Source organism: Luteipulveratus mongoliensis (assembly GCF_001190945.1).
Classification (GTDB): domain Bacteria; phylum Actinomycetota; class Actinomycetes; order Actinomycetales; family Dermatophilaceae; genus Luteipulveratus; species Luteipulveratus mongoliensis.
Genome location: NZ_CP011112.1, coordinates 1,199,091 through 1,218,354, shown reverse-complemented (window position 1 = coordinate 1,218,354; position 19,264 = coordinate 1,199,091). Strand labels below are relative to the sequence as shown.

Annotated in this window: 18 protein-coding genes; 9 read left to right on the top strand and 9 right to left on the bottom strand. The window is 66.8% G+C overall.

Annotated elements, in window-relative coordinates; translation table 11 throughout:
* Nucleotides 1-54 precede the first annotated feature (54 nt).
* Nucleotides 55-735, top strand: coding sequence for a TetR/AcrR family transcriptional regulator (locus tag VV02_RS05720; protein ID WP_052590394.1), 681 nt, complete (start codon nt 55-57; stop codon nt 733-735).
* Nucleotides 736-765: 30 nt separating this feature from the next.
* The gene (locus VV02_RS05715; RefSeq protein WP_052590393.1) at nt 766-1,347 is read left to right on the top strand and encodes an O-acetyl-ADP-ribose deacetylase; all 582 of its coding nucleotides are present in this window, start codon (nt 766-768) and stop codon (nt 1,345-1,347) included.
* On the opposite strand, the gene VV02_RS05710 is transcribed toward VV02_RS05715, so the two are convergent.
* Nucleotides 1,298-1,558, bottom strand: a complete 261-nt coding sequence (locus VV02_RS05710; RefSeq protein WP_052590392.1) for a hypothetical protein — start codon at nt 1,556-1,558, stop codon at nt 1,298-1,300. The genes VV02_RS05715 and VV02_RS05710 overlap by 50 nt on opposite strands.
* A 182-nt stretch (nt 1,559-1,740) precedes the next feature.
* Between VV02_RS05710 and VV02_RS05705 the strand changes: the two genes are divergently transcribed.
* Nucleotides 1,741-3,798 (top strand): neutral/alkaline non-lysosomal ceramidase N-terminal domain-containing protein, encoded by a 2,058-nt coding sequence (locus VV02_RS05705; protein ID WP_218917356.1) that lies wholly within the window; start codon nt 1,741-1,743, stop codon nt 3,796-3,798.
* A 1-nt stretch (nt 3,799) separates the two neighbouring features.
* Entirely contained in the window at nt 3,800-4,741 is a 942-nt protein-coding gene (gene sph / locus VV02_RS05700) for a sphingomyelin phosphodiesterase (RefSeq protein WP_052590390.1), read from the top strand.
* 7 nt (nt 4,742-4,748) lie between these two features.
* Here sph and VV02_RS05695 read toward each other — a convergent pair whose 3' ends face one another.
* Both VV02_RS05695 and VV02_RS26305 read right to left on the bottom strand, forming a co-directional pair.
* The gene (locus VV02_RS05695; RefSeq protein WP_052590389.1) at nt 4,749-5,357 is read right to left on the bottom strand and encodes a TetR/AcrR family transcriptional regulator; all 609 of its coding nucleotides are present in this window, start codon (nt 5,355-5,357) and stop codon (nt 4,749-4,751) included.
* Between the two features lie 88 nt (nt 5,358-5,445).
* Nucleotides 5,446-6,057 carry a TetR/AcrR family transcriptional regulator gene (locus tag VV02_RS26305; protein ID WP_052590388.1) on the bottom strand — a complete coding sequence of 204 codons (612 nt, stop codon included), beginning with the start codon at nt 6,055-6,057 and terminating at the stop codon, nt 5,446-5,448.
* Nucleotides 6,058-6,146: 89 nt separating this feature from the next.
* On the opposite strand from VV02_RS26305, the gene VV02_RS05685 reads away from it, so the two are divergent.
* Genes VV02_RS05685 through VV02_RS05670 form a run of 4 tightly spaced genes read left to right on the top strand, consistent with a single transcriptional unit; the run spans nt 6,147 to nt 12,183 of the window.
* Nucleotides 6,147-7,508 carry a GH1 family beta-glucosidase gene (locus VV02_RS05685; protein ID WP_052590387.1) on the top strand — a complete coding sequence of 454 codons (1,362 nt, stop codon included), beginning with the start codon at nt 6,147-6,149 and terminating at the stop codon, nt 7,506-7,508.
* Complete coding sequence (locus VV02_RS05680; protein WP_218917355.1) at nt 7,478-8,746, top strand: MFS transporter; 1,269 nt, start codon at nt 7,478-7,480, stop codon at nt 8,744-8,746. Before VV02_RS05685 ends, VV02_RS05680 begins: the two co-directional genes overlap by 31 nt.
* A 13-nt stretch (nt 8,747-8,759) precedes the next feature.
* Nucleotides 8,760-10,133, top strand: a complete 1,374-nt coding sequence (locus tag VV02_RS05675; protein WP_052590385.1) for a GH1 family beta-glucosidase — start codon at nt 8,760-8,762, stop codon at nt 10,131-10,133.
* 19 nt (nt 10,134-10,152) lie between these two features.
* On the top strand, nt 10,153-12,183 hold the full coding sequence (locus tag VV02_RS05670; RefSeq protein ID WP_218917353.1) for a galactose-binding domain-containing protein: 2,031 nt from the start codon (nt 10,153-10,155) through the stop codon (nt 12,181-12,183).
* Nucleotides 12,184-12,313: 130 nt separating this feature from the next.
* On the opposite strand, the gene VV02_RS05665 is transcribed toward VV02_RS05670, so the two are convergent.
* Nucleotides 12,314-12,733, bottom strand: a complete 420-nt coding sequence (locus VV02_RS05665) for a VOC family protein (RefSeq protein ID WP_052590384.1) — start codon at nt 12,731-12,733, stop codon at nt 12,314-12,316.
* Between the two features lie 133 nt (nt 12,734-12,866).
* On the opposite strand from VV02_RS05665, the gene VV02_RS05660 reads away from it, so the two are divergent.
* The gene (locus VV02_RS05660) at nt 12,867-13,679 is read left to right on the top strand and encodes an SGNH/GDSL hydrolase family protein (protein ID WP_052590383.1); all 813 of its coding nucleotides are present in this window, start codon (nt 12,867-12,869) and stop codon (nt 13,677-13,679) included.
* Between the two features lie 35 nt (nt 13,680-13,714).
* Here VV02_RS05660 and VV02_RS05655 read toward each other — a convergent pair whose 3' ends face one another.
* From VV02_RS05655 to dnaK, 5 genes are all read right to left on the bottom strand, one after another.
* Nucleotides 13,715-14,710, bottom strand: a complete 996-nt coding sequence (locus tag VV02_RS05655; RefSeq protein WP_169787646.1) for an SGNH/GDSL hydrolase family protein — start codon at nt 14,708-14,710, stop codon at nt 13,715-13,717.
* Between the two features lie 197 nt (nt 14,711-14,907).
* Nucleotides 14,908-15,336 (bottom strand): heat shock protein transcriptional repressor HspR, encoded by a 429-nt coding sequence (locus VV02_RS05650; protein ID WP_052596573.1) that lies wholly within the window; start codon nt 15,334-15,336, stop codon nt 14,908-14,910.
* 59 nt (nt 15,337-15,395) lie between these two features.
* Nucleotides 15,396-16,427 (bottom strand): DnaJ C-terminal domain-containing protein, encoded by a 1,032-nt coding sequence (locus VV02_RS05645; RefSeq protein WP_052590381.1) that lies wholly within the window; start codon nt 16,425-16,427, stop codon nt 15,396-15,398.
* A gap of 84 nt (nt 16,428-16,511) precedes the next feature.
* Nucleotides 16,512-17,057 (bottom strand): nucleotide exchange factor GrpE, encoded by a 546-nt coding sequence (locus tag VV02_RS05640; RefSeq protein ID WP_245633002.1) that lies wholly within the window; start codon nt 17,055-17,057, stop codon nt 16,512-16,514.
* Between the two features lie 125 nt (nt 17,058-17,182).
* Nucleotides 17,183-19,090: a molecular chaperone DnaK gene (gene dnaK / locus VV02_RS05635; RefSeq protein ID WP_052590379.1), complete on the bottom strand. Its 1,908-nt coding sequence runs from the start codon at nt 19,088-19,090 to the stop codon at nt 17,183-17,185.
* Nucleotides 19,091-19,264: the final 174 nt, after the last annotated feature.

Here is a 19,264-nt window from a genome sequence, read left to right as displayed (position 1 = left end):
GTCAAGCCCATCGGCGGGATAACCTGACGCCGGACCGCCGAGGAAGGAAGCCCCATGCCGAGCCGCCGCACGCCCGGCCGTGACGCGATCACGCTCGACCGGATCGTCGACACGGCCCTCGCCCTCGTCCGGACCGAGGGCTACGAGGCCGTCTCGATGCGCCGGGTCGCCACTGCCCTCGACACCGGACCGGCCTCGCTCTACGCCCACGTCGCCAACAAGCGCGACCTCGACCAGGAGATGCTCGGTCGCCTCGTCCGTGACCTCCCGGTCCCGGCTCCCGACCCCGACCGGTGGCGCGAGCAGGTCATCGAGCTGAGCCGACAGATGCGTGACCTCTACGTCGGCCACCCGGGTCTGGCACGAGCCGTATTCGCCGTCGTACCAACGCATCCCGACCTCGTACGCATGAGCGAGGGCATGCTCGCGATCATGCTCGCCGGCAGGCTGAGTCCGCAGAGTGCCGCATGGGGGATCGATCTGCTTGCCCTCTACATCACGGGCTACTGCTACGAGCAGAGCCTGTGGGTCGCCCAGTACGCCGACGCGAAGGACTCACTGGACGACCTGCGCGAGCGGTTCGAGGCGCTCCCGGCCGAAGACTTCCCGCTCACGCACCAGCACCTCGACGAGCTGATGTCCGGCGAGGAGGGCGACCGGTTCGACTACGGCATCGCCTGCATCCTGCAGGGCATCAGCACCGTCACACCCCAGGTCACGACCCGACTGGCTTGACTCTCGTCGCCCAGACGCCAGGGTGGGGAGATGTCCGTACGCCGACCGGTCCCGCCTCCCATCGAGGCCGTCGAGGGCGACATCACCACCCAGCAGGTCGACGCGATCGTCAATGCCGCCAACTCCTCCCTGCTCGGCGGAGGTGGCGTCGACGGGGCGATTCATCGCGCGGCCGGCCCGGCGCTGCTGGCTGAGTGCCAGGAGCTGCGACGGACGCGCTACCTCGATGGCTTACCGGCCGGACACGCGATCGCTACGGGAGCCGGTGACCTTCCGAGCCGGTGGGTCGTCCACGCAGTGGGGCCGAATCGCCGTGCAGGACAAACGAATCCGACGACGATGGCGTCGTGCTTCGAGTCGTCACTACGCGAGGTCGTACGCGTCGGCGGCCGATCAGTCGCCTTCCCTGCGGTCGGCGCCGGGGTGTACGGATGGGATGTCCGCGAGGTCGCCGAGATCGCTGTCAGGACCGTGCGCTCGTCAGCGCTGCTGACTCATCTGGACCTGGTGCGCTTCGTCCTCCGCGGAGAGAAGGCGCTGCGCGCGTTCGAACGCGCGCTGGCTACGCCCCCTGATCCAGCCAGCCCCCGCGCTCCTGGGCGAGGGCACTGAACCGCTCGGACAACGCGCGAGCCGGAGCGCCGGCGGCATCCTTGAGCGTCTCGACCTGGACGTGCACCGCCCAGTCGTGGGCCTCCGAGTCGTCCTCACCTGCGAGCGCCTCACGCACGACGCGCACGAGGGGAAAGTCGTCCTCAGTGAGCTCCTCGGCGACCGTCTCCGCGACGGCCCGGTCAGGGAAGACGAGCAGGTAGTCCAGCACCCGCCCACCCTGGCACGAGTCGGGCGCCGGCTTCGTCCACCCACCCCGCGAAAGTCGACTGTTCCGCGTCGCAGGCCGCGCCGAACAGTCGACTTTCGCTCCCCAGAAATCAATCGGACGCTTGACCAAGTCGTGCGACCTGGATCACACTCCACTGGGAGCCACCCCGCCGAGGAGACCCGATGACGCAGCAAAACCCCCGCCCAGCCCCGACCCGCCGGCACGTCCTGATGGGCGCGGCCGCCGCAGGAGGTGCCGTCGCCCTCGCCGCCCCATCGAGTGCCTCCGCAGCAACGGAGCCCGACGTCTCGTCCTACCTCGTGGGCCGCGGCATCGCCGACTCGACCGGCCCGGCCGCCGAGAACGGGCTGATGGGCTACTCCAAGCCCGGGCAGAGCTCGACCGGAATCCAGCAACGGCTACGTACTCGCGCATTCGTCATCGTGGACCAGGCATCCGGCAACCGGGTCGCCTGGTGTGTCGGCGACCACGCCATGGTCCCGGTGGCCGCGCACGGAGCGATCGTGCAGCGCTTGAGCGCTCGCTTCCCCGGGATGTACGACGCCACCAACATCTGCGTCACCGCAACCCACACGCATGCCTCACCGGGTGGCTGCTCGCACGACCTCTTCTACAACCTGACGCTCCTGGGCTTCCAGGAGCAGACGTTCGATGCGCTCGTCGACGGCTACGTCGAAGCGATCGCCGCAGCACACGCCGACCTCAAGCCTGGCTCGCTCAGCATCGGACGGACGACCCTGACCAACGCCAGCGTGAACCGGTCCAAGCGTGCCTTCGACCTCAACCCGCAGGCGGACAAGGACCATTTCCCCGACGGCATCGACCCGAACATGACGGTGCTGCGCTTCAAGCAGGGCGCCAAGGATGTCGGGACGATCTCCTGGTTCCCGGTGCACTCGACGTCGTTGCCCAACACCAACACGCTCGTCAGCGGCGACAACAAGGGGTACGCCGCCTACTCCTGGGAGCGTGGAGACCTCGGCCAGGACTACCTGGGCGGAGGCCCAGGCTTCGTCGCGGCCTTCGCGCAGGCGGCCGCGGGCGACATGTCGCCCAACCTCAACCTCAAGCCTGGGAGCGGGCCGACCGAGGACCCGGTCAAGAACATGCAGATCATCGGCGACCGGCAGAAGGACGCCGCAAAGCGAGCCTGGAGCCACGCCGACACCCCTGTCACCGGCTCGATCTCATCGATCGCCCGCTACGTCGACCTGGCCAACACGATCGTCGCTCCGGAGTACGCCCCCGACGGCAAGGAGCACCACACTGTCTCGGGCACGATCGGCCCGGCGATGCTGGCCGGCAGCACCGAGGACGGACCTGGCCTGGGCTACCCCGAGGGTTGGCCCGACATCCTGGCTCCGTTCTGGAAGGTGCTCAACCAGACGGTGCCGACCTGGCTCGAGCAGGCCCAGTCGCCCAAGGTCAGCCTGATCCCGGTCGGGCTGATCGGCGCTATGCCCAACAAGGCGATGATCCAGGTGATCAAGCTCGGCCAGATCTATCTGGCCTGCCAGCCCGGTGAGATGACCGTGGTGGCCGGGCTGCGCGTACGCCGGGCCGTGGCTGCCGCCGTCGGCGCGCCCCTGGAGAACGTGCTGATTCAGACGTACACCAATGGCTACACGAGTTATTCAGCCACGCCGGAGGAGTACGACCAGCAGGACTACGAGGGTGGGCACACCCTCTACGGGCGCTACACGACCTGCATGTACGCCCAGGAGCTCTCACGGCTGGGCAACGCGCTGCGCGCGGGACAGACGGTGCCGCTCGGCAGCGCCGGGGCGCCGTCACCGCTCGGATTCCTCAACCTGCAGCCGGGCGTGGTCTACGACAACCCACCGCTGTTCAAGAAGTTCGGCGATGTGGTGACCGAGCCCTCCGCGTCGTACGGGCGAGGAGCCAAGGTCACGGCCGTCTTCGTCACGGGTCACCCCAAGAATGACCTCCGACTCGGCGGCACCTACATCGAGGTGCAGCGCCAAGTTGCGGGTGGCCTGTGGAAGCGGGTCCATGACGATGGTGACCACAGCGCGACCTTCAGCTGGAAGCGCACCAACGTGCTGACTGGCGAGTCGAATGCCGTTGTCACCTGGGACATCCCGGCCGAGACCAAAGCCGGGACGTATCGCATCGTTCATCACGGCGCAGCCAAGGCGCCGCTCATCGGGACGATCTCGAAGTTCACCGGCACGAGCCGCACCTTCGCGGTGAGCTGACATGAACTCGCGAACAGTGGTCGGCCTCGCAGCAGCTCTGGCGGCATCGGTCTCTCTGACCGCTCCTTCAGCCTCCGCCGACGTCCCACCTCCTGCGCCGCCCCTCCGGGTCCTGACGCACAACGTGATGATGCTGCCGAGCATCGTCGGCGGCAACTACGCCAACGAGACTCGAGCGGCCATGATCGCCAGCTCCGACTACGTCAAGGGGTACGACGTCGCGATCTTCGAGGAGGCGTTCGACAACGGTCCGTCGGAGACTCTCAAGACCGGCTTGTCTCGCCAATACCCTTACCAGACACCGGTTCTCGGCCGGTCGAAGTCCGGCTGGGATCAGACCCTCGGCGCCTACTCCGCGCTCACACCGGAGGACGGCGGGGTTACCGTCGTCAGCAAGTGGCCCATCACGCGCAAGGTGCAGTACGTCTACAAGCAGGGCTGCGGCGCAGACTGGTTCTCCAACAAGGGTTTCGTCTACGTCGAGCTCAAGGTCAACGGCCGCAAGGTCCACGTGGTCGGCAGCCATGCTCAGGCCGATGACAGCCTGTGCTCAGATGCGCCGTCCGTACGTCGTTCACAGTTCGCGGAGCTGGACGCCTTCCTGGACGGGCTGCACATTCCTGCATCCGAATCAGTAGTGATGGCAGGCGATCTCAACGTCGTCAAGGCATCCGCCGAGTACCCGAGCATGCTGCAGGCGCTCGACGCGACGGCACCGGCGGCGTACAAGGGTCATCCGTACAGCTGGGACCCGAAGTCGAACTCGTTGAACGCCAACCGCTATCCCGACGACGCACCTCAGTACCTCGACTACGTGCTCTTCCGACGCGGCCACGCGAGCAGTACGACCTGGAGCAACACGGTGCTCACACCGACGTCACCGCCCTGGTCGTCCGGCGGCACGACGTACACCGACCACTACCCGGTGGCCGCTCACGGGTGAGCCTGGGTCAGGCCGAACGCTTGGCCGGGCGGCTCAGACTGCCGATGTGATCGGCTGCCTCGTCGAGCACCGCTTCGGGAATCTTGTCGTCGCGGAGCACGATCCAGTTGAGCGTCAGCCCGTCGATGATCGTGATGAGGTAGCGCGCGAGAACCGCTGTGGGAATGGTGAACTCGGCATCGAGTTCCTTCGCTGAGCTGTCCAACAGGTCAACCAAGGTCTCGAGGTAGAACTCGTACTGCTTGCGAGCAAGCCCTTCGAATCCTGGCTCGCGGAGGGCGTACTGGGTCAGCTCATAGGTGAGCTGGTGCTCATCGGGATTGGCCAGGACGTGGTCCCAGTACATCTGCATGGCCGCCCGGAGCGTGTCGCGAACGGTCGTCCGCTGCTGCAGGAGGGTGCCGGCGCGTTCGAGCGAGTGCCCCGTGATCGCCTCGATGACCTGCTCCAACAGCTCCTGCTTGGAGCGGAAGCAGTAGTGGAACATGCCGAGCTGCATATCGGCCTCGGCGACGATCGATCGAGTCGTCGCCTTGGCGACGCCGTCCCGCGTCATCACCCGGATCGCCGCCTCGACCAAAAGTTCTCGTCGTTCGTCTGCTGACATGCGCGCCATGCGCGATCACCCCTTCCATGCGGAAGCCTAGCCCGTCCAAGACATCTGACCTAGTAGGGGGCGCGTCGATCTCGGAGCGGCGCGGCGGTCAGCCCTCGTCGGGGCGGATGTACTTGGATGCCACCGCGTCCATGAGGACATCGAAGGACTTCAGGACGTCGACGTCATCGTTCAGCAGCATGTGCAGCTGGAGCCCGTCCATGGCCGCCATGACCAGGTGCGCGATGGCCTCGGGGTCGGCGTCGTCCGACAGCCGCCCGTCGCGAGCCGCGGCCCGCAACGGTGCAGTGAACTGCTCGGAGACCCGGGCGTAGCGCTCGACGAAGAACTCGTGTGCGGGATGAGCGGGGTCGGTCGCCTCGGCCGAGAGGGTGACGTGGAGCTGGAAGAGGCCCGGGTTGCGATTGCCCTCTTCCAAGAGCTCACGAGCGGCCTCGACGCCCTCCTCGAGGGTGGCATCCGGCGTCAGGACGCGCCCTTGATCGTCACGCCGCTCCAGCACCGCGAGCAGCAGGTCGTTCTTGGACCCGAAGTGGTGCAGGACACCCGCCTGGCTCATTCCGACGCGATCGGCAATGTCTTTCAACGAGCCACCGCGACCCCCGAATCGGCCGAAGACGTCTACGGCGACATCAAGAATGCGGCGCCGCTGACCCTTCGACTTGGCGTACGGCCCACGACTGATCGGCTCGGCTGACATGCGGAGAAGTTTAGGTGAGTGAAAACCTAACGGCCAGTCGGTTTTGGCGCTACTGTGATCCCAGTCACCATCGAGAGAAGGCCCGCGCCATGGAGAATCCGCCTGCGTTCCCGTCATCGTTCGAGTGGGGCGTCGGCGCGTCCGGCTTCCAGACCGAGGGTTCACTGCAGGCCGGTGGCCGGGGCCGCTCGGTCTGGGACGACTTCTGCGCAGAGCCCGGTCGGATTGCCGGCGGCGACACCCCGGCGACAGCCGCGGACTTCTATCACCGGTACGCCGAGGACGTCGGCCTGGTGGGTGACCTCGGTGCCGACGTCTACCGCTTCTCCGTCGCGTGGCCACGCATCGTCCCCACCGGCTCGGGCGAGATCAACAAGGCCGGTCTCGACTTCTACGACCGGGTCGTCGACGAGATGTGCGCGGCGGGTCTGAAGCCGGCCCCGACGCTCTATCACTGGGACACGCCTTCCCCTCTGGAGGAGGCCGGCGGCTGGATGAACCGCGACACGGCCCTGCGGTTCGGTGAGTACGCCGCCGTCGTCGCCGAGCGCCTCGCCGACCGGGCGGCCTACTGGATCCCGCTGAACGAGCCGGTGGTGCTCACGTTCCTCGGATATGCCCTCGGACAGTTCGCCCCCGGCAAGGCGATGATGTTCGACAGCCTGCCGACGGTGCACCACCAGCTGCTCGCGCACGGCCTCTCAGTGCAAGCGATCCGAGCGGCCGGCGGATCCGGCATCGGCACGGCCAACCCGCACGCGCCCAACTGGCCGGCCAGCGACGCCACTGCCGACGTCGAGGCGGCCGAGCTCTCGAGCACGCTGAACAACTGGCTGTGGTCGGACCCGATCCTGCGTGGCGCCTATCCGGAGGGTTGGGCCGACGCCATGCCCGGCCCGGTCGAGGACGACCTCAAGGTCATCTCCTCTCCCCTGGACTTCTACGGCGTCAACTACTACAGCCCTTCCCGCATCTCCGCACCGACGGGCGAGGCTTCCGCGATCAACGGGTACGAGCTGTCGGCGGACATCCCTTTCACCGTGCTGGAGCCCGAGGGACCCACCACAGGTCTGGGCGGTGAGATCAACCCGGACGGGCTGCGCGAGATCCTGGTGACTCTGACCGAGCGCTATGGCGACGCCCTGCCACCCCTGGTCATCACCGAGAACGGCACGTCCCAGCAGCCAGGCACCGAAGAGCCTGGCGACGACGGCAAGGTTCACGATGACGGCCGAATCTCGTACCTGGACAGCCATATCCGAGCCGTACGCCGGGCCATCGACGACGGTGCTGACGTCCGTGGCTACTGGGTCTGGTCACCCACCGACAACTTCGAGTGGACCCACGGCTACACCCAGCGGTTCGGACTGGTCCATGTCGACTACGAGACGCTCAAGCGCACGCCCAAGGACTCGTACGCGTGGTTCCAGCAGCTGATCGCGAGCCAGTGATGACCGCGCCCACGCTGTCCGCGACCGCCGAACCGACCACACCGGTCGGCCGGGGCTGGATGTGGCGGTTCAACCTGGCGTGGGTCGGCATCATGATCGGGCTGTTCGGGCCGATCCAGATCTTGCTGCCCAACCAGGCCGAGAACATCGACCCGGCCAACAAGGAGTTCATCCTCGCGCTCGTCACCGCCCTCGGTGCGTTGTGCTCCACCGTCGCCAACCCTCTGTGGGGCGCGTTGTCGGACCGTACGACGTCGCGCTTCGGTCGTCGGATGCCGTGGATTGTGGTCGGCGCGGTCGTCGGTGCGATGGCCCTCGTCGGCGTCGGAGCGACCTCGAGCGTGCTGCTCATGGCGCTCGGATGGTGCGTGGTGCAGACCGCCCTCAACGCACCGTGGGCCGCGTTGACCGCAGTTGTGCCCGACCAGGTGCCAGCGCCTCAACGTGGCTCAGCGGCCGGTTGGCTCGGACTTGCCCAGATGCTCGGCGCATTCATCGCGATAGGCGTGGCGACCGTGCTGCCCGGCGTCGCGGGGTACGCGGCATGCGCGGTCGTGATGCTGCTCGTCCTCGTGCCCTTCGTACGCCGTCGGCAGGACTCCGTGCTGCCGAAGTCGCAACAACCGTCGTGGAGCTGGGGCGGGTTCGTCCGGGGCTTCTGGATCAACCCGCGCGACTACCCCGACTTCGGCTGGGCCTGGCTGACGCGATTCCTGTTCAACCTGAGCAACGCTGCGGCGCTCGTCTATCTGCTCTACTTCCTGCGCGACGAGCTCAACCGCGATAACGCCGAGACGGGCGTCCTGATCCTGGGTGCCGTCAATGCGGTCGGCGTTGTCCTCGCCGTGGTGGTCTCCGGTGTCTGGTCCGACCGGCTCGGACGACGGAAGGTGTTCGTCACCGCCTCGGGCGTGATCATGGCTGCGGCCGGCGTCATGCTGGCCGTGTCCCCCACCTGGGCCATGGCAATCCCAACGGCGTTCGTCCTCGGCATCGGCTTCGGTGTCTACACGTCCGTCGACTTCGCCCTGATCACCGAAGTTCTGCCGGCTGCCGCAGCACGCGGCAAGGACATGGGCGTCCTCAACATTGCGTCCTCCCTCCCACAGGTTCTCGCTCCGGCGATCGCCGCAGTCGTCGTCACCCATGTCGGCGGCTATCCGATGCTCTTCCTGATCTCGGGCATCGTCAGCGCGGTCGGCGCCGTACTCGTTCGTTTCATCAAGTCCGTTGATTGAGGAGTTTGTTGTCGTGTCTGAGTTCCCCCAGCTGCCAGCCGAATTCGTCTACGGAGCGGCGACGGCGTCGTACCAGATCGAAGGGGCCGTCCAGCTGGGCGGACGCGGTACCTCGATCTGGGACACCTTCGTTCGTGAGCCCGGAAGGATCAAGAACGGCGAGACCGGCGACGTCGCATGCGACAGCTATCACCGCTACGGCGAGGACGTCGCCCTCATGAAGGACCTCGGCCTCGATGCCTACCGGTTCTCCATCGCGTGGCCGCGCATCCAGCCGACGGGTCAGGGTCCTGCGAACGAGGCCGGCCTCGACTACTACGACAAGCTGGTCGACGAACTCCTCACCGCCGGGATCGCCCCAGCCGCAACGCTTTTCCACTGGGACATGCCCCAAGCACTGCAGGATGCGGGTGGCTGGCAGTCCCGTGAGACCGCGCAGCGACTGGCCGACTACGCCACCATCGTCGCCGACCGGCTGGGCGACCGGGTCGCGATGTGGATGCCGCTCAACGAACCCGTTGTCGTCACCCTGATGGGCCACGCGCTGGGCATCCATGCGCCCGGACTTGAGCTCGGCTTCGATGCCCTGCCCATCGCGCACCACCAGCTGCTCGGCCACGGCCTCGCCGTGCAGGCACTGCGGGCGGCCGGCGCCACCAACATCGGCATCGCGTCGAATCACGCTCCCACCTGGGCAGGCTCGGACTCCGACGAGGACAAGGGTGCCGCGGAGCTGTACGACTCGATCTACAACTGGCTCTTCGCCGACCCGATCCTCAAAGGCACGTACCCCGACGGTTTCGCCGAGGCCATGCCCGGGCCGGTCGAGGAGGATCTCAAGACCATCAGCAGTCCCCTGGACTTCTTCGGCATCAACTACTACCAGCCGGCTGTCGTGTCCGCACCGGGCAGCGAGCTCGCCGGACCCTCGCTCGGCGAAGGTGTGGCCCTCCCGGCCGACCTCCCGTTCCAGGTCAGCCAGGCGACAGGGCACGAGACCACCGACTTCGGCTGGGCGATCGTGCCCAACGGGCTGCGCGAGATCCTGGTGACCTTCAAGGAGCGGTACGGCGATCGCCTGCCCCCGATCTACATCACAGAGAGCGGCTGCTCGTTCCACGACGTGGTCGGCTCGGATGGCGCGGTTCACGATGAGGCGCGAATCTCCTACCACGCCAAGCACCTTCGCGCTGTTGCCGAGGCGATCGATGTCGGCGTCGACGTGCGCGGCTACTTCGCCTGGTCACTACTCGACAACTTCGAGTGGGCGGAGGGCTATGAGGAGCGGTTCGGCCTGGTCCACGTCGACTTCGACTCACTGACTCGCACACCCAAGGACTCCTACCACTGGTTCCAGCAGCACCTCACCGCACGCCAACCCGCCTGACCCGCACCCAGGAGGAATGATGAGCTCACGCCGCATCCGTGTCAGTCTCGGCCTCGTCACGGCCGCCCTGACGGCCGCTACGTTCGCCGGCGCACCGTCGTACGCCGCCGGACCGAACATCCCGTCACCGGAGTCGGAGGTGAACGTGACGGGCACCCCGTTCACCGGCACGGCTCCTGACGGCACCGTCCGCGGACTCATTGACGCCCACACCCACCTGTTCATGCAGGACGGCATGGGCGGCGCTGCTGTCTGCGGAAAAGTGTTCTCCGACAATGGAATTGCCGATGCACTGAAGGACTGTGCCTCGCACGGCCCACACGGCGAGTTCGCCCTCCTGGAGAACCTCACTAACGGTGGCAACCCGTTCGGCACCCACGACGTGACGGGTTGGCCGACGTTCAAGGACTGGCCGGCGTACAACTCATTGACGCATCAGCAGATGTACTACCGATGGGTCGAGCGGGCGTGGCGTGGCGGCCAGCGCATCATGGTCAACGACCTGGTCAGCAACGGCGTCCTCTGCTCGATCAACCCCGGCACCTACCAGTCGTGCAACGAGATGGACGCGATCCGACTGCAGGCCAAGGACACGTACGCCCTGCAGACGTTCATCGACAACCAGTACGGCGGACCGGGCAAGGGCTGGTTCCGGATCGTCAAGAGCAGCGGCGAAGCGCGCAACGTCGTCAAGGCCGGCAAGCTCGCGGTCGTGCTGGGCGTGGAGACGTCAGAACCGTTCGGGTGCAAGCAGATTCTCGGTGTGGCGCAGTGCTCCAAGACCGACATCGACAAGGGTCTGGACGAGCTCTACGGACTCGGCGTGCGATCGATGTTCCCCTGCCACAAGTTCGACAACGCGCTGTGCGGCGTGCGCTTCGACGGTGGCACGCAGGGAGCGATCATCAACGCAGGCCAGTTCCTGTCGACCGGCACCTGGTGGGACGCCAAGCCGTGCGACGCCAGCAAGCCCCATGACAACAGTCCGGCTGGCGGCGTGCTCCCGCCCGACCTCGCCAAGCTGCTGCCGCCGATCCTGCCCGTCTACGGCTCGGGCACGTTGTGCAACACGCGCGGCCTCACCGACCTCGGGTCGTACGCGGTCAAGGGCATGGTCAAGCGCGGCATGATGGTCGAGGTCGACCACATGAGCGCCAAGGCCGCGGGTCAGACGCTGTCGATTCTCGAAGAGGCAAAGTACCCGGGCGTGCTCGCCTCGCACTCGTGGATGGACGAGGGCTACCTCGACCGGCTGTACGGACTCGGCGGCTTCTCGACGATCTATGGCCACGCGTCCAAGGGCTTTGTGGACGAGTACAAGCGGACCGCACCCATCCGGAACAAGTACGGCGTCGGCATCGGGTTCGGCTTCGACATGAACGGTTTCGGCGGCACTCCCCCACCGCGCGACGACGCCGCGTCCAACCCGGTGAAGTACCCGTTCAAGTCCTTCGACGGCGGGTCGACGATCGACAAGCAGCGGACCGGCGAGCGTACGTGGGACATCAACACCGATGGCGTCGCGCACTACGGCCTCATCCCCGACTACGTCGAGGACCTTCGCCTCGTGGGCGGCCAGGGCATCATCGATGACCTCGCCCGCGGACCGGAGTCCTACCTGCGGACGTGGGCCGGCGCCGAATCGGCTACTCCTGCGGTCAATCTCGCGGCCGAGCGGCCGACCACGGCGAGCAGCTACCAGCACGACCTGTTCAACAACCGGCAGCCGTCCGACGCAGTCGACGGTCGCACCGACACCCGTTGGGCGAGCAACTGGTCGGACGGGCAGTGGCTGCAGGTCGATCTCGGACAGGCGAAGCGTGTCAGCCGCGTTTCGGTGCGGTGGGAGACGGCCTACGCCCGCGACTACGACATCCAGGTCTCGGCCGACGGCACGACGTGGCGGACCATCAAGACGGTCTCTGGCAGCGACGGCGGGCACGAGGTCGTGCAGTTCGCGCCAACGTCGGCGCGCTACGTGAAGGTCTACGCCAAGACCCGCGCAACGTCGTACGGCGTCTCGATCTGGGAGCTAGGCGTCTACGCCTGACATCCCGGCCACCCGTTGGTCGAGTAGCCGGAGCGCCAGCGGAGGCGTATCGAGACCAGGTGCGCGCGTGCACCTGGTCTCGATACGGCTCGCCCTTTGGGGCTCGCCTACTCGACCGGCGGTGGGTGGGTTAAGCCTTGTCGTCGGCGACGTAAGGGTTGGTGCCGTCGCCGCCGGCACCGGTCGACCAGTCCGGCAGCTCCTGCAGTGACCATCGGTTGCCGTCCGGGTCGGAGAAGTAGACGAACCGACCCCACGGCTGGTCATCGACGTCACTGACCTCGATACCTCGGGCTTTCAGGTCGGCGTGCGCCTCGTCCGCGTCCGCGATGACCATCTGCAGCCCCTCGATCGAGCCGGGCTTCATCTGGGTCAGTCCGGTGCCGATGCAGATCGAGCAGGCCGACCCGGGAGGTGTGAGCTGCACGAACCGCAGGTCGTCGGTCACCACCTTGTCGTGGTCGGCGTTGAAGCCGACCTTGACGTAGAACTCCTTGGCCCGGTCGACATCGCTCACGGGTACGGCCACCAGCTCGAGTTTCATGTCCATGGCGCTCACGCTAGAGCGACAGGCGGACCATTCGTGTCCGCTTTCGACAACCCCGGCTCGTTGCCAGACACTCGCCCACACGTCACCTGAGGTTCTCCGTGATGGCGACCGGCCGGCGTACCGTCTGGCCCTGATGGGCGGGCGATTCGTCGCCGTCGGTGACTCGTTCACCGAAGGTGTGGGCGACAACAACGTGATGTATCCCAACGGCGTGCGCGGTTGGGCTGATCGGGTCGCGCGTCAGATGGGGCGGCACGACCCCACGTGGGAGTACGCCAACCTTGCCATCCGCTCCAAGGTCCTGGACGAGGTCGTCGCTGAACAGCTCGACGCCGCCATCGCACTGCGGCCGACGCTCATCACGTTCTATGCGGGTGGCAACGACATCCTGTCGCTGCGGGTCGACATGCAGTCGGTGATGGAGCGTTACGAAGCGGCTCTCGGCCGGCTGAGCTCGTCAGGCGCGCGGGTGGTGGTGTTCACGACGTTCGACATGAAGGTCTCCTCGATGCTCGAGCCGCTGCGTCGGCGAATCCGCATATTCAACAACGGTGTTCGCGAGCTGTCCCGCACATATGACGCACAGCTGCTGGACCACACGCTCCTGCGGGAGTACGACGACCGTCGCCTCTGGAGCGCCGACCGGATCCACATGTCGAAGGTCGGGCACAAGCGCCTCGCCGGGCACGTGCTCGACGCGCTCGGCATCCCGCACACGCTCAAGCTGCCCGAGCTGCCGGCGTGGGAACCACGCACCTGGCGGCAGGCCGTTGCGGAGGAGCGAGTGTTCGTGCGCACCGAGGTGATCCCGTTGGTGCGTCGTCGGATGCGCGGCGTCCGCGAAGGCGACGCGCTGGCCCCGAAGTGGCCCGAGGCCATTCGACCTGCGGCCGGTCTCAAGAAGATCGCACGGCACCGAGCGGCCGAGCTGCACTCCCCGGCGTGATCGCAGGGAAGTACGACCACGCGGACAGCGCGCGATCAGCTCCTGATCCCCACCTTCTGACGGCCGTTGTCACCACCGGTGTAGCGCTCACGCCAGGTCGTGCCGGAGGTGATGGCGCCGTAGACAGCCTTCGCCTGAGCGTCGGCGCCACCCTGGTTGGGGTGGAACGGGAACGCGAGCAGCAAAGGATTCTGGACCGACAGCGGGATCAGCCCCTCGGCGTAACGCACCGTCGGCGACTTGCACATGTCGTGTCCCAGAGTGGGTGTGTACGTGTCCGCCAGCTGCACGTGGCTGCTGGCCGCAACGCTGCTGAGCATCTTGTTCATCTCCACGAACTTGGTCTGCAGGTAGCCCATGTCAACGTTGGTGATGGGCACGATCGGCCAGCAGCCGACGCCGTTGGCCGGAAGGCCATTGAGGTAGTTGACCAGCAGGATGCGGGCGCGCGGTGAGCGCTCGCGGATTCCGGCAATGGTCTTGGCCACCTTCGGCCCGGTCTTGCTGATCGCCTGGGAAACCCGGTCGACACCACCAGCGGTCAGCGCCGTCTTGCACGATCCGCCCAACGGGCTCGGCAACGGCAACGGCACCGGAATCAGATTGAGGCACTTCACGAGGGCGCCCTCGAAGTCGCTGTCGTTGCCGCCGATGCCTAGCGTCACCAGGTCGGTGGTCGGGGTCAGCCGGTTGAACTGCGGCGGGTTCGTGCCACCCAGTGGCAGTCCACTCTGTGGCTGCGTCATGTCCTCGGTCGTAGCGCTGCCACAAGTGGCGTCTCGGAAGGTCTGCACCCCCAGCAGCGTGGCCACCTGGTGCGGATAGTTGCTGCTGGACTGCGCGCAGTCGAACGGGGTGTACTCCGTCGTCGGCGGGAACGTGGTGAAGACGTCGGCGCTCCACGAGTCACCCAACGCGACGTACTCGCGATAGGTGGGTGTCGAGGTGCTCGCGGTAGCCGGGCTGGCGGCCGCACCGCCCGCCAGCAGCGCCATCGTGGACAAGGCGACCGTCAACCGTGTCCTGCGCATGAGCGGCCGTTCAGATCGCCTGCGCCGGTTGGCTCGCATGAGACCAGCCGGTGGACGGGTAGGTCGTGGGCTTGGCTGTGGCATCAGCTCTCCTCGGCAGGGCGACTTCCGCCGAGTGTGAGGTAGGTCGCACGACTTGGTCAAGAGACCGACATTGTCCTGACCAAGAATTGACCCAGGTTGGCGCTACCGCACGCCTACTGCTCGGGACGCCATACGGTCAGCGACGTGCTGACCGGGCGTCGGGTCGGCCGCTCGCCCGGACGAAGGGCGACGATCTGCCCGTCCGGGCCGGCCGCGAAGATGCGGGTGCCCGGCTGGTGACGCAGCTGCTCGACCTGGGCCGTCAGCTCGGCGACCCGTGACCGAAGCGCCTCGACCTGGTGCTCGAGCTCCATAATCCGTTGGATACCAGCGAGACTCACGCCTTCTTCCTGTGAGAGGCGCTGCACCTCGCGGAGCAGCTCGACGTCGTGCGCGGAGTAGCGACGGCCGCCGCCCCGAGTCCGGGACGGCGTGACCAGCCCGAGCCGGTCGTACTGCCGCAGCGTCTGCGCGTGCATGCCCGCGAGCTCGGCCGCCACCGAGATCACATAGACCGGCTGGTTCCCTGTGTCTTTTCGCACCGCTCCTCCTCCGGTCGACGTCGCAGGCTCCGTCGATCCGGCATCGTCGACGCTGCTGTTCATGAGGAAGCCTTGGCCTTCAGCTCATCGCGCGGGTTGACGTCCTGCTCCTGCGCCTGCAGCGCCTCGAGCGCCGCCTTCGCCTCGTCGGTCAAACGCTGGGGTACGACGACGCTCACCTTGGCGAGCAGGTCGCCCGCGCCCGACTTCGCTTTGATGCCACGCCCTTTGACACGCAGCACGCGACCGCTCGGAGTGCCCGGCGCCACGCGTACCTTGACCGGCTTGCCCTCCAGCGTCGGCACCTCGACGGTCGCACCCAGCGCGGCCTCGGCAAAGGTCACCGGGAGCTCGAGCGTCAGGTTGTTGCCGTCGCGTCCGAAGACCGGGTGCGGCTGCACGGAGACCGTCAGCAACAGGTCGCCCTTGGGCGCGCCGGGATCGCCGGCGTGGCCCTTGCCGCGGAGGCGGATCTTCTGACCGTCCTTGACACCAGCGGGAATTCGCGCAGTGATCGACTTGCCGTCGACGCCTTGCAATGTGACGGTGTCGCCCGTCGCGGCCTGGCGGAACGTGAGCGACGTGCGAGCCTGAATGTCCTGGCCCGGACGCGGTCCTGCGGGCGCGCCGTACTGGCCGTAGCCGCCACCACCGAACGGCGAACCACCTTGCGCCCCAGCGAATCCGCCGAGCAGGTCTTCGAGGTTGATGCCCTGCTGGCCACCGCCGCCGGTGGAGAAACGGACGCGCTGGCCGCCACCACCGGGCGCTCCACCGTTGAACATCGAGCCGAAGACGTCCTCGAAGCCCGCGCCATTGCCACCGGGGCCGCCGGCGGTGAATCGCGCTCCGCCACGGGCCATCTGGCGTACGGCGTCGTACTGCTGTCGCTCCTCGGGATCGGACAGGACCGCGTTGGCCTCGCCAATCTCCTTGAACTTCCGCTCTGCCGCCTCGTCACCCGGGTTCTGATCGGGGTGCCACTTGCGGGCGAGCTTGCGGTACGCCTTCTTGATGTCGGCTTCGGACGCGTCCTCAGCAACACCGAGGGTCGCGTAGAAATCCTTCTCGAACCAGTCCTGACTAGCCACTCAGCCCTGCCTCCTTCCCGTCATCTTCAACCCCGCCGGTCGAGTAGCACTGGAGCGCTACTCGACCGGCGAGTTGTGTTGTTGCTATTGCGGATCCGCGACCGCGACGCGGGCGGGACGCACGACGCGCTCCCCCACCCGGTAGCCCGGCTGCATGACCTGTACGACCGTGGTTCCCTCGCTGCCCTCGGGCACCTCAGCCTCGATGTGCATGAGCGCCTCGTGGTGCTGCGGGTCGAACGCCTCGCCCACCTCGCCAAAGCGCTGCACACCGTGCTTGCCCAGCGTGGTCTCGAGCTTGACCGCGATCTTCTCGAACGGGCTGTCCTTGAGATCACCGTGCTGCTCGGCGAGATAGATGTCGTCCAGCACCGGCAGCAGCGACTCCACGACCGTGCCGATGGCCTGCTCGCGATCCTTGGGCCGCTCGCGCTTCATCAGCTCTCGGTAGTTGTGGAACGCCGCCCGCTCACGCAGCAGCTCGTCCTGCAGGGCCCCGGCCACGTCGGTGTCGGCAGGGGCAACAGCCTCTTCCGAGGTCGGGGATGCCGTCTCGGGCTCCGGTACGTCCGCGGCTGGCTGTGCGGCTGCAGTCTCGTCCTCGGGCGGTTGGGTCTCGTCGTCCGTCACTGGCGAGCTCCCTTCTGCTGTCTGATCGCGTACCTCACCAGTCTGCGGGTCAATACGTCGCTTGTCGCGGATGATGGGCCCCTCGGCCGGCTCTTCAGGCGAGCCGGCCGAGGAACGTCCATCAGTCACTTCTTGTCGCCCTCGGCGTCGTCGTCCTCAACGACCTCGGCGTCGACGACGTCATCGTCAGAGGACGAGGACCCGGCGTCGGACGCCGACTCAGCACCCGGCGTACCGGCATCGGCACCCGGAGCGGCCTCGCCCTCGGCCTGTGACGCGGCGTAGATCGCGGCGCCCATCTTCTGGGAGACCTCGGAGAGCGTCTTGCTCTTGGCCGAGATGTCCTCGGGCGTGGTGTTCTCGTCCTTGAGGGCGTCCTTGAGGTCGGTCAGCGCGGTGTTGACCTCCGTCTTGGTGTCCTCAGGGACCTTGTCGCCACTGTCCTCGAGGAACTTCTCGGTCGAGTAGACCAGCTGCTCGGCGGTGTTGCGCGCCTCGGTGTCCTCGCGACGCTTGGCGTCCTCGGCCGCGTGCTCCTCGGCCTCCTTGACCATGCGCTCGATGTCCTCCTTGGGCAGCGCCGAGCCGCCCGAGATGGTCATCGACTGCTCCTTGTTGGTGCCGCGGTCCTTGGCGGACACGTGCACGATGCCGTTGGCGTCGATGTCGAAGGTGACCTCGATCTGCGGGATGCCCCGAGGTGCCGGCGCGATGCCGGTCAGCTCGAAGTTGCCGAGCGGCTTGTTGGCCTTGGCGATCTCGCGCTCACCCTGGAAGACCTGGATCTCGACCGACGGCTGGTTGTCCTCCGCGGTGCTGAAGACCTCCGAGCGCTTGGTCGGGATCGCGGTGTTGCGCTCGATGAGCTTGGTGAACAGACCACCCTTGGTCTCGATGCCGAGGCTCAGCGGCGTGACGTCGATCAGCAGGACGTCCTTGCGGTCGCCCTTGAGGACGCCGGCCTGCAGGCTCGCGCCGACGGCGACGACCTCGTCCGGGTTGACGCCCTTGTTGGCGTCCTTGCCACCGGTGAGCTCCTTAACGACCTCGGCCACGGCGGGCATGCGGGTCGAGCCGCCGACCAGCACGATGTGGTCGATGTCGGACACCTTGATGCCGGCGTCCTTGATGACCTGGTTGAACGGCGCCTTGGTGCGCTCGAGCAGGTCCTTGGTCAGCTGCTCGAACTGCGCGCGAGTGATGGTCTCGTCCAGGTGGATCGGACCGTTCTCACCCATCGACAGGTACTGCAGGGAGAGGTTGGTGCTCGTCGAGGACGAGAGCTCCTTCTTGGCCTGCTCCGCGGCGTCGCGCAGACGCTGCATGGCGATCTTGTCCTTGGACAGGTCGACACCGGAGGTGTTCTTCACAGTCGTCAGCAGGTGCTGGACGATCTTGTCGTCCCAGTCGTCGCCACCGAGCTTGTTGTCACCGCTGGTGGAGCGGACCTGGATGGTGGAGAAGCCGTCCTCGGGGTCCTTGCCCACCTCGAGCAGGGACACATCGAACGTGCCGCCACCGAGGTCGAAGACGAGGATGAGCTCGTCCTCCTTGCCCTTGTCCAGGCCGTACGCGAGCGCGGCCGCAGTGGGCTCGTTGATGATGCGCAGCACGTTGAGGCCCGCGATCTCACCGGCCTCCTTGGTGGCCTGGCGCTCGTGGTCGTCGAAGTACGCCGGCACGGTGATGACCGCGTCGGTGACGGTGTCGCCGAGGTAGGACTCCGCGTCGCGCTTCAGCTTTTGCAGGATGCGGGCCGAGATCTCCTGCGGCGTGTACTTCTTGCCGTCGATCTCGGTGTTCCAGTCGGTGCCCATGTGGCGCTTGACCGACCGGATGGTGCGGTCAACGTTGGTGACCGCCTGACGCTTGGCGATCTCGCCCACCAGCACGTCGCCGTTCTTGGCGAACGCGACGACGGACGGCGTCGTACGGCCGCCCTCGGCGTTGGCGATGATCGTGGGGTCGTTGCCCTCCAGAACGGAGACGGCAGAGTTCGTGGTGCCGAGGTCGATGCCTACCGCACGTGCCATGTTGTGTGTGCTCCTTGCGTGTGGGGTGATGCTGTACGTCGCCGCTCGCGTGACGTCGTACGTCACCTCACGGTTGACCGGATCTGACTCAACTCCTCGGAACGGTCCTTGTCAAAACCGCGCTCCGCAAAGTTGCTACTACTAGGCTCAACTTTGTCGAAGGCTCGATTGTTC

Coding starts and splice junctions, on each gene's coding strand:
- VV02_RS05720 (WP_052590394.1), top strand. CDS start 55: ATGCCGAGCCGCCGCACGCCCGGCCGTGACGCGATCACGCTCGACCGG.
- VV02_RS05715 (WP_052590393.1), top strand. CDS start 766: ATGTCCGTACGCCGACCGGTCCCGCCTCCCATCGAGGCCGTCGAGGGC.
- VV02_RS05705 (WP_218917356.1), top strand. CDS start 1,741: ATGACGCAGCAAAACCCCCGCCCAGCCCCGACCCGCCGGCACGTCCTG.
- sph (WP_052590390.1), top strand. CDS start 3,800: ATGAACTCGCGAACAGTGGTCGGCCTCGCAGCAGCTCTGGCGGCATCG.
- VV02_RS05695 (WP_052590389.1), bottom strand. CDS start 5,357: ATGGCGCGCATGTCAGCAGACGAACGACGAGAACTTTTGGTCGAGGCG.
- VV02_RS26305 (WP_052590388.1), bottom strand. CDS start 6,057: ATGTCAGCCGAGCCGATCAGTCGTGGGCCGTACGCCAAGTCGAAGGGT.
- VV02_RS05685 (WP_052590387.1), top strand. CDS start 6,147: ATGGAGAATCCGCCTGCGTTCCCGTCATCGTTCGAGTGGGGCGTCGGC.
- VV02_RS05670 (WP_218917353.1), top strand. CDS start 10,153: ATGAGCTCACGCCGCATCCGTGTCAGTCTCGGCCTCGTCACGGCCGCC.
- VV02_RS05665 (WP_052590384.1), bottom strand. CDS start 12,733: ATGGACATGAAACTCGAGCTGGTGGCCGTACCCGTGAGCGATGTCGAC.
- VV02_RS05660 (WP_052590383.1), top strand. CDS start 12,867: ATGGGCGGGCGATTCGTCGCCGTCGGTGACTCGTTCACCGAAGGTGTG.
- VV02_RS05655 (WP_169787646.1), bottom strand. CDS start 14,710: ATGCGCAGGACACGGTTGACGGTCGCCTTGTCCACGATGGCGCTGCTG.
- dnaK (WP_052590379.1), bottom strand. CDS start 19,090: ATGGCACGTGCGGTAGGCATCGACCTCGGCACCACGAACTCTGCCGTC.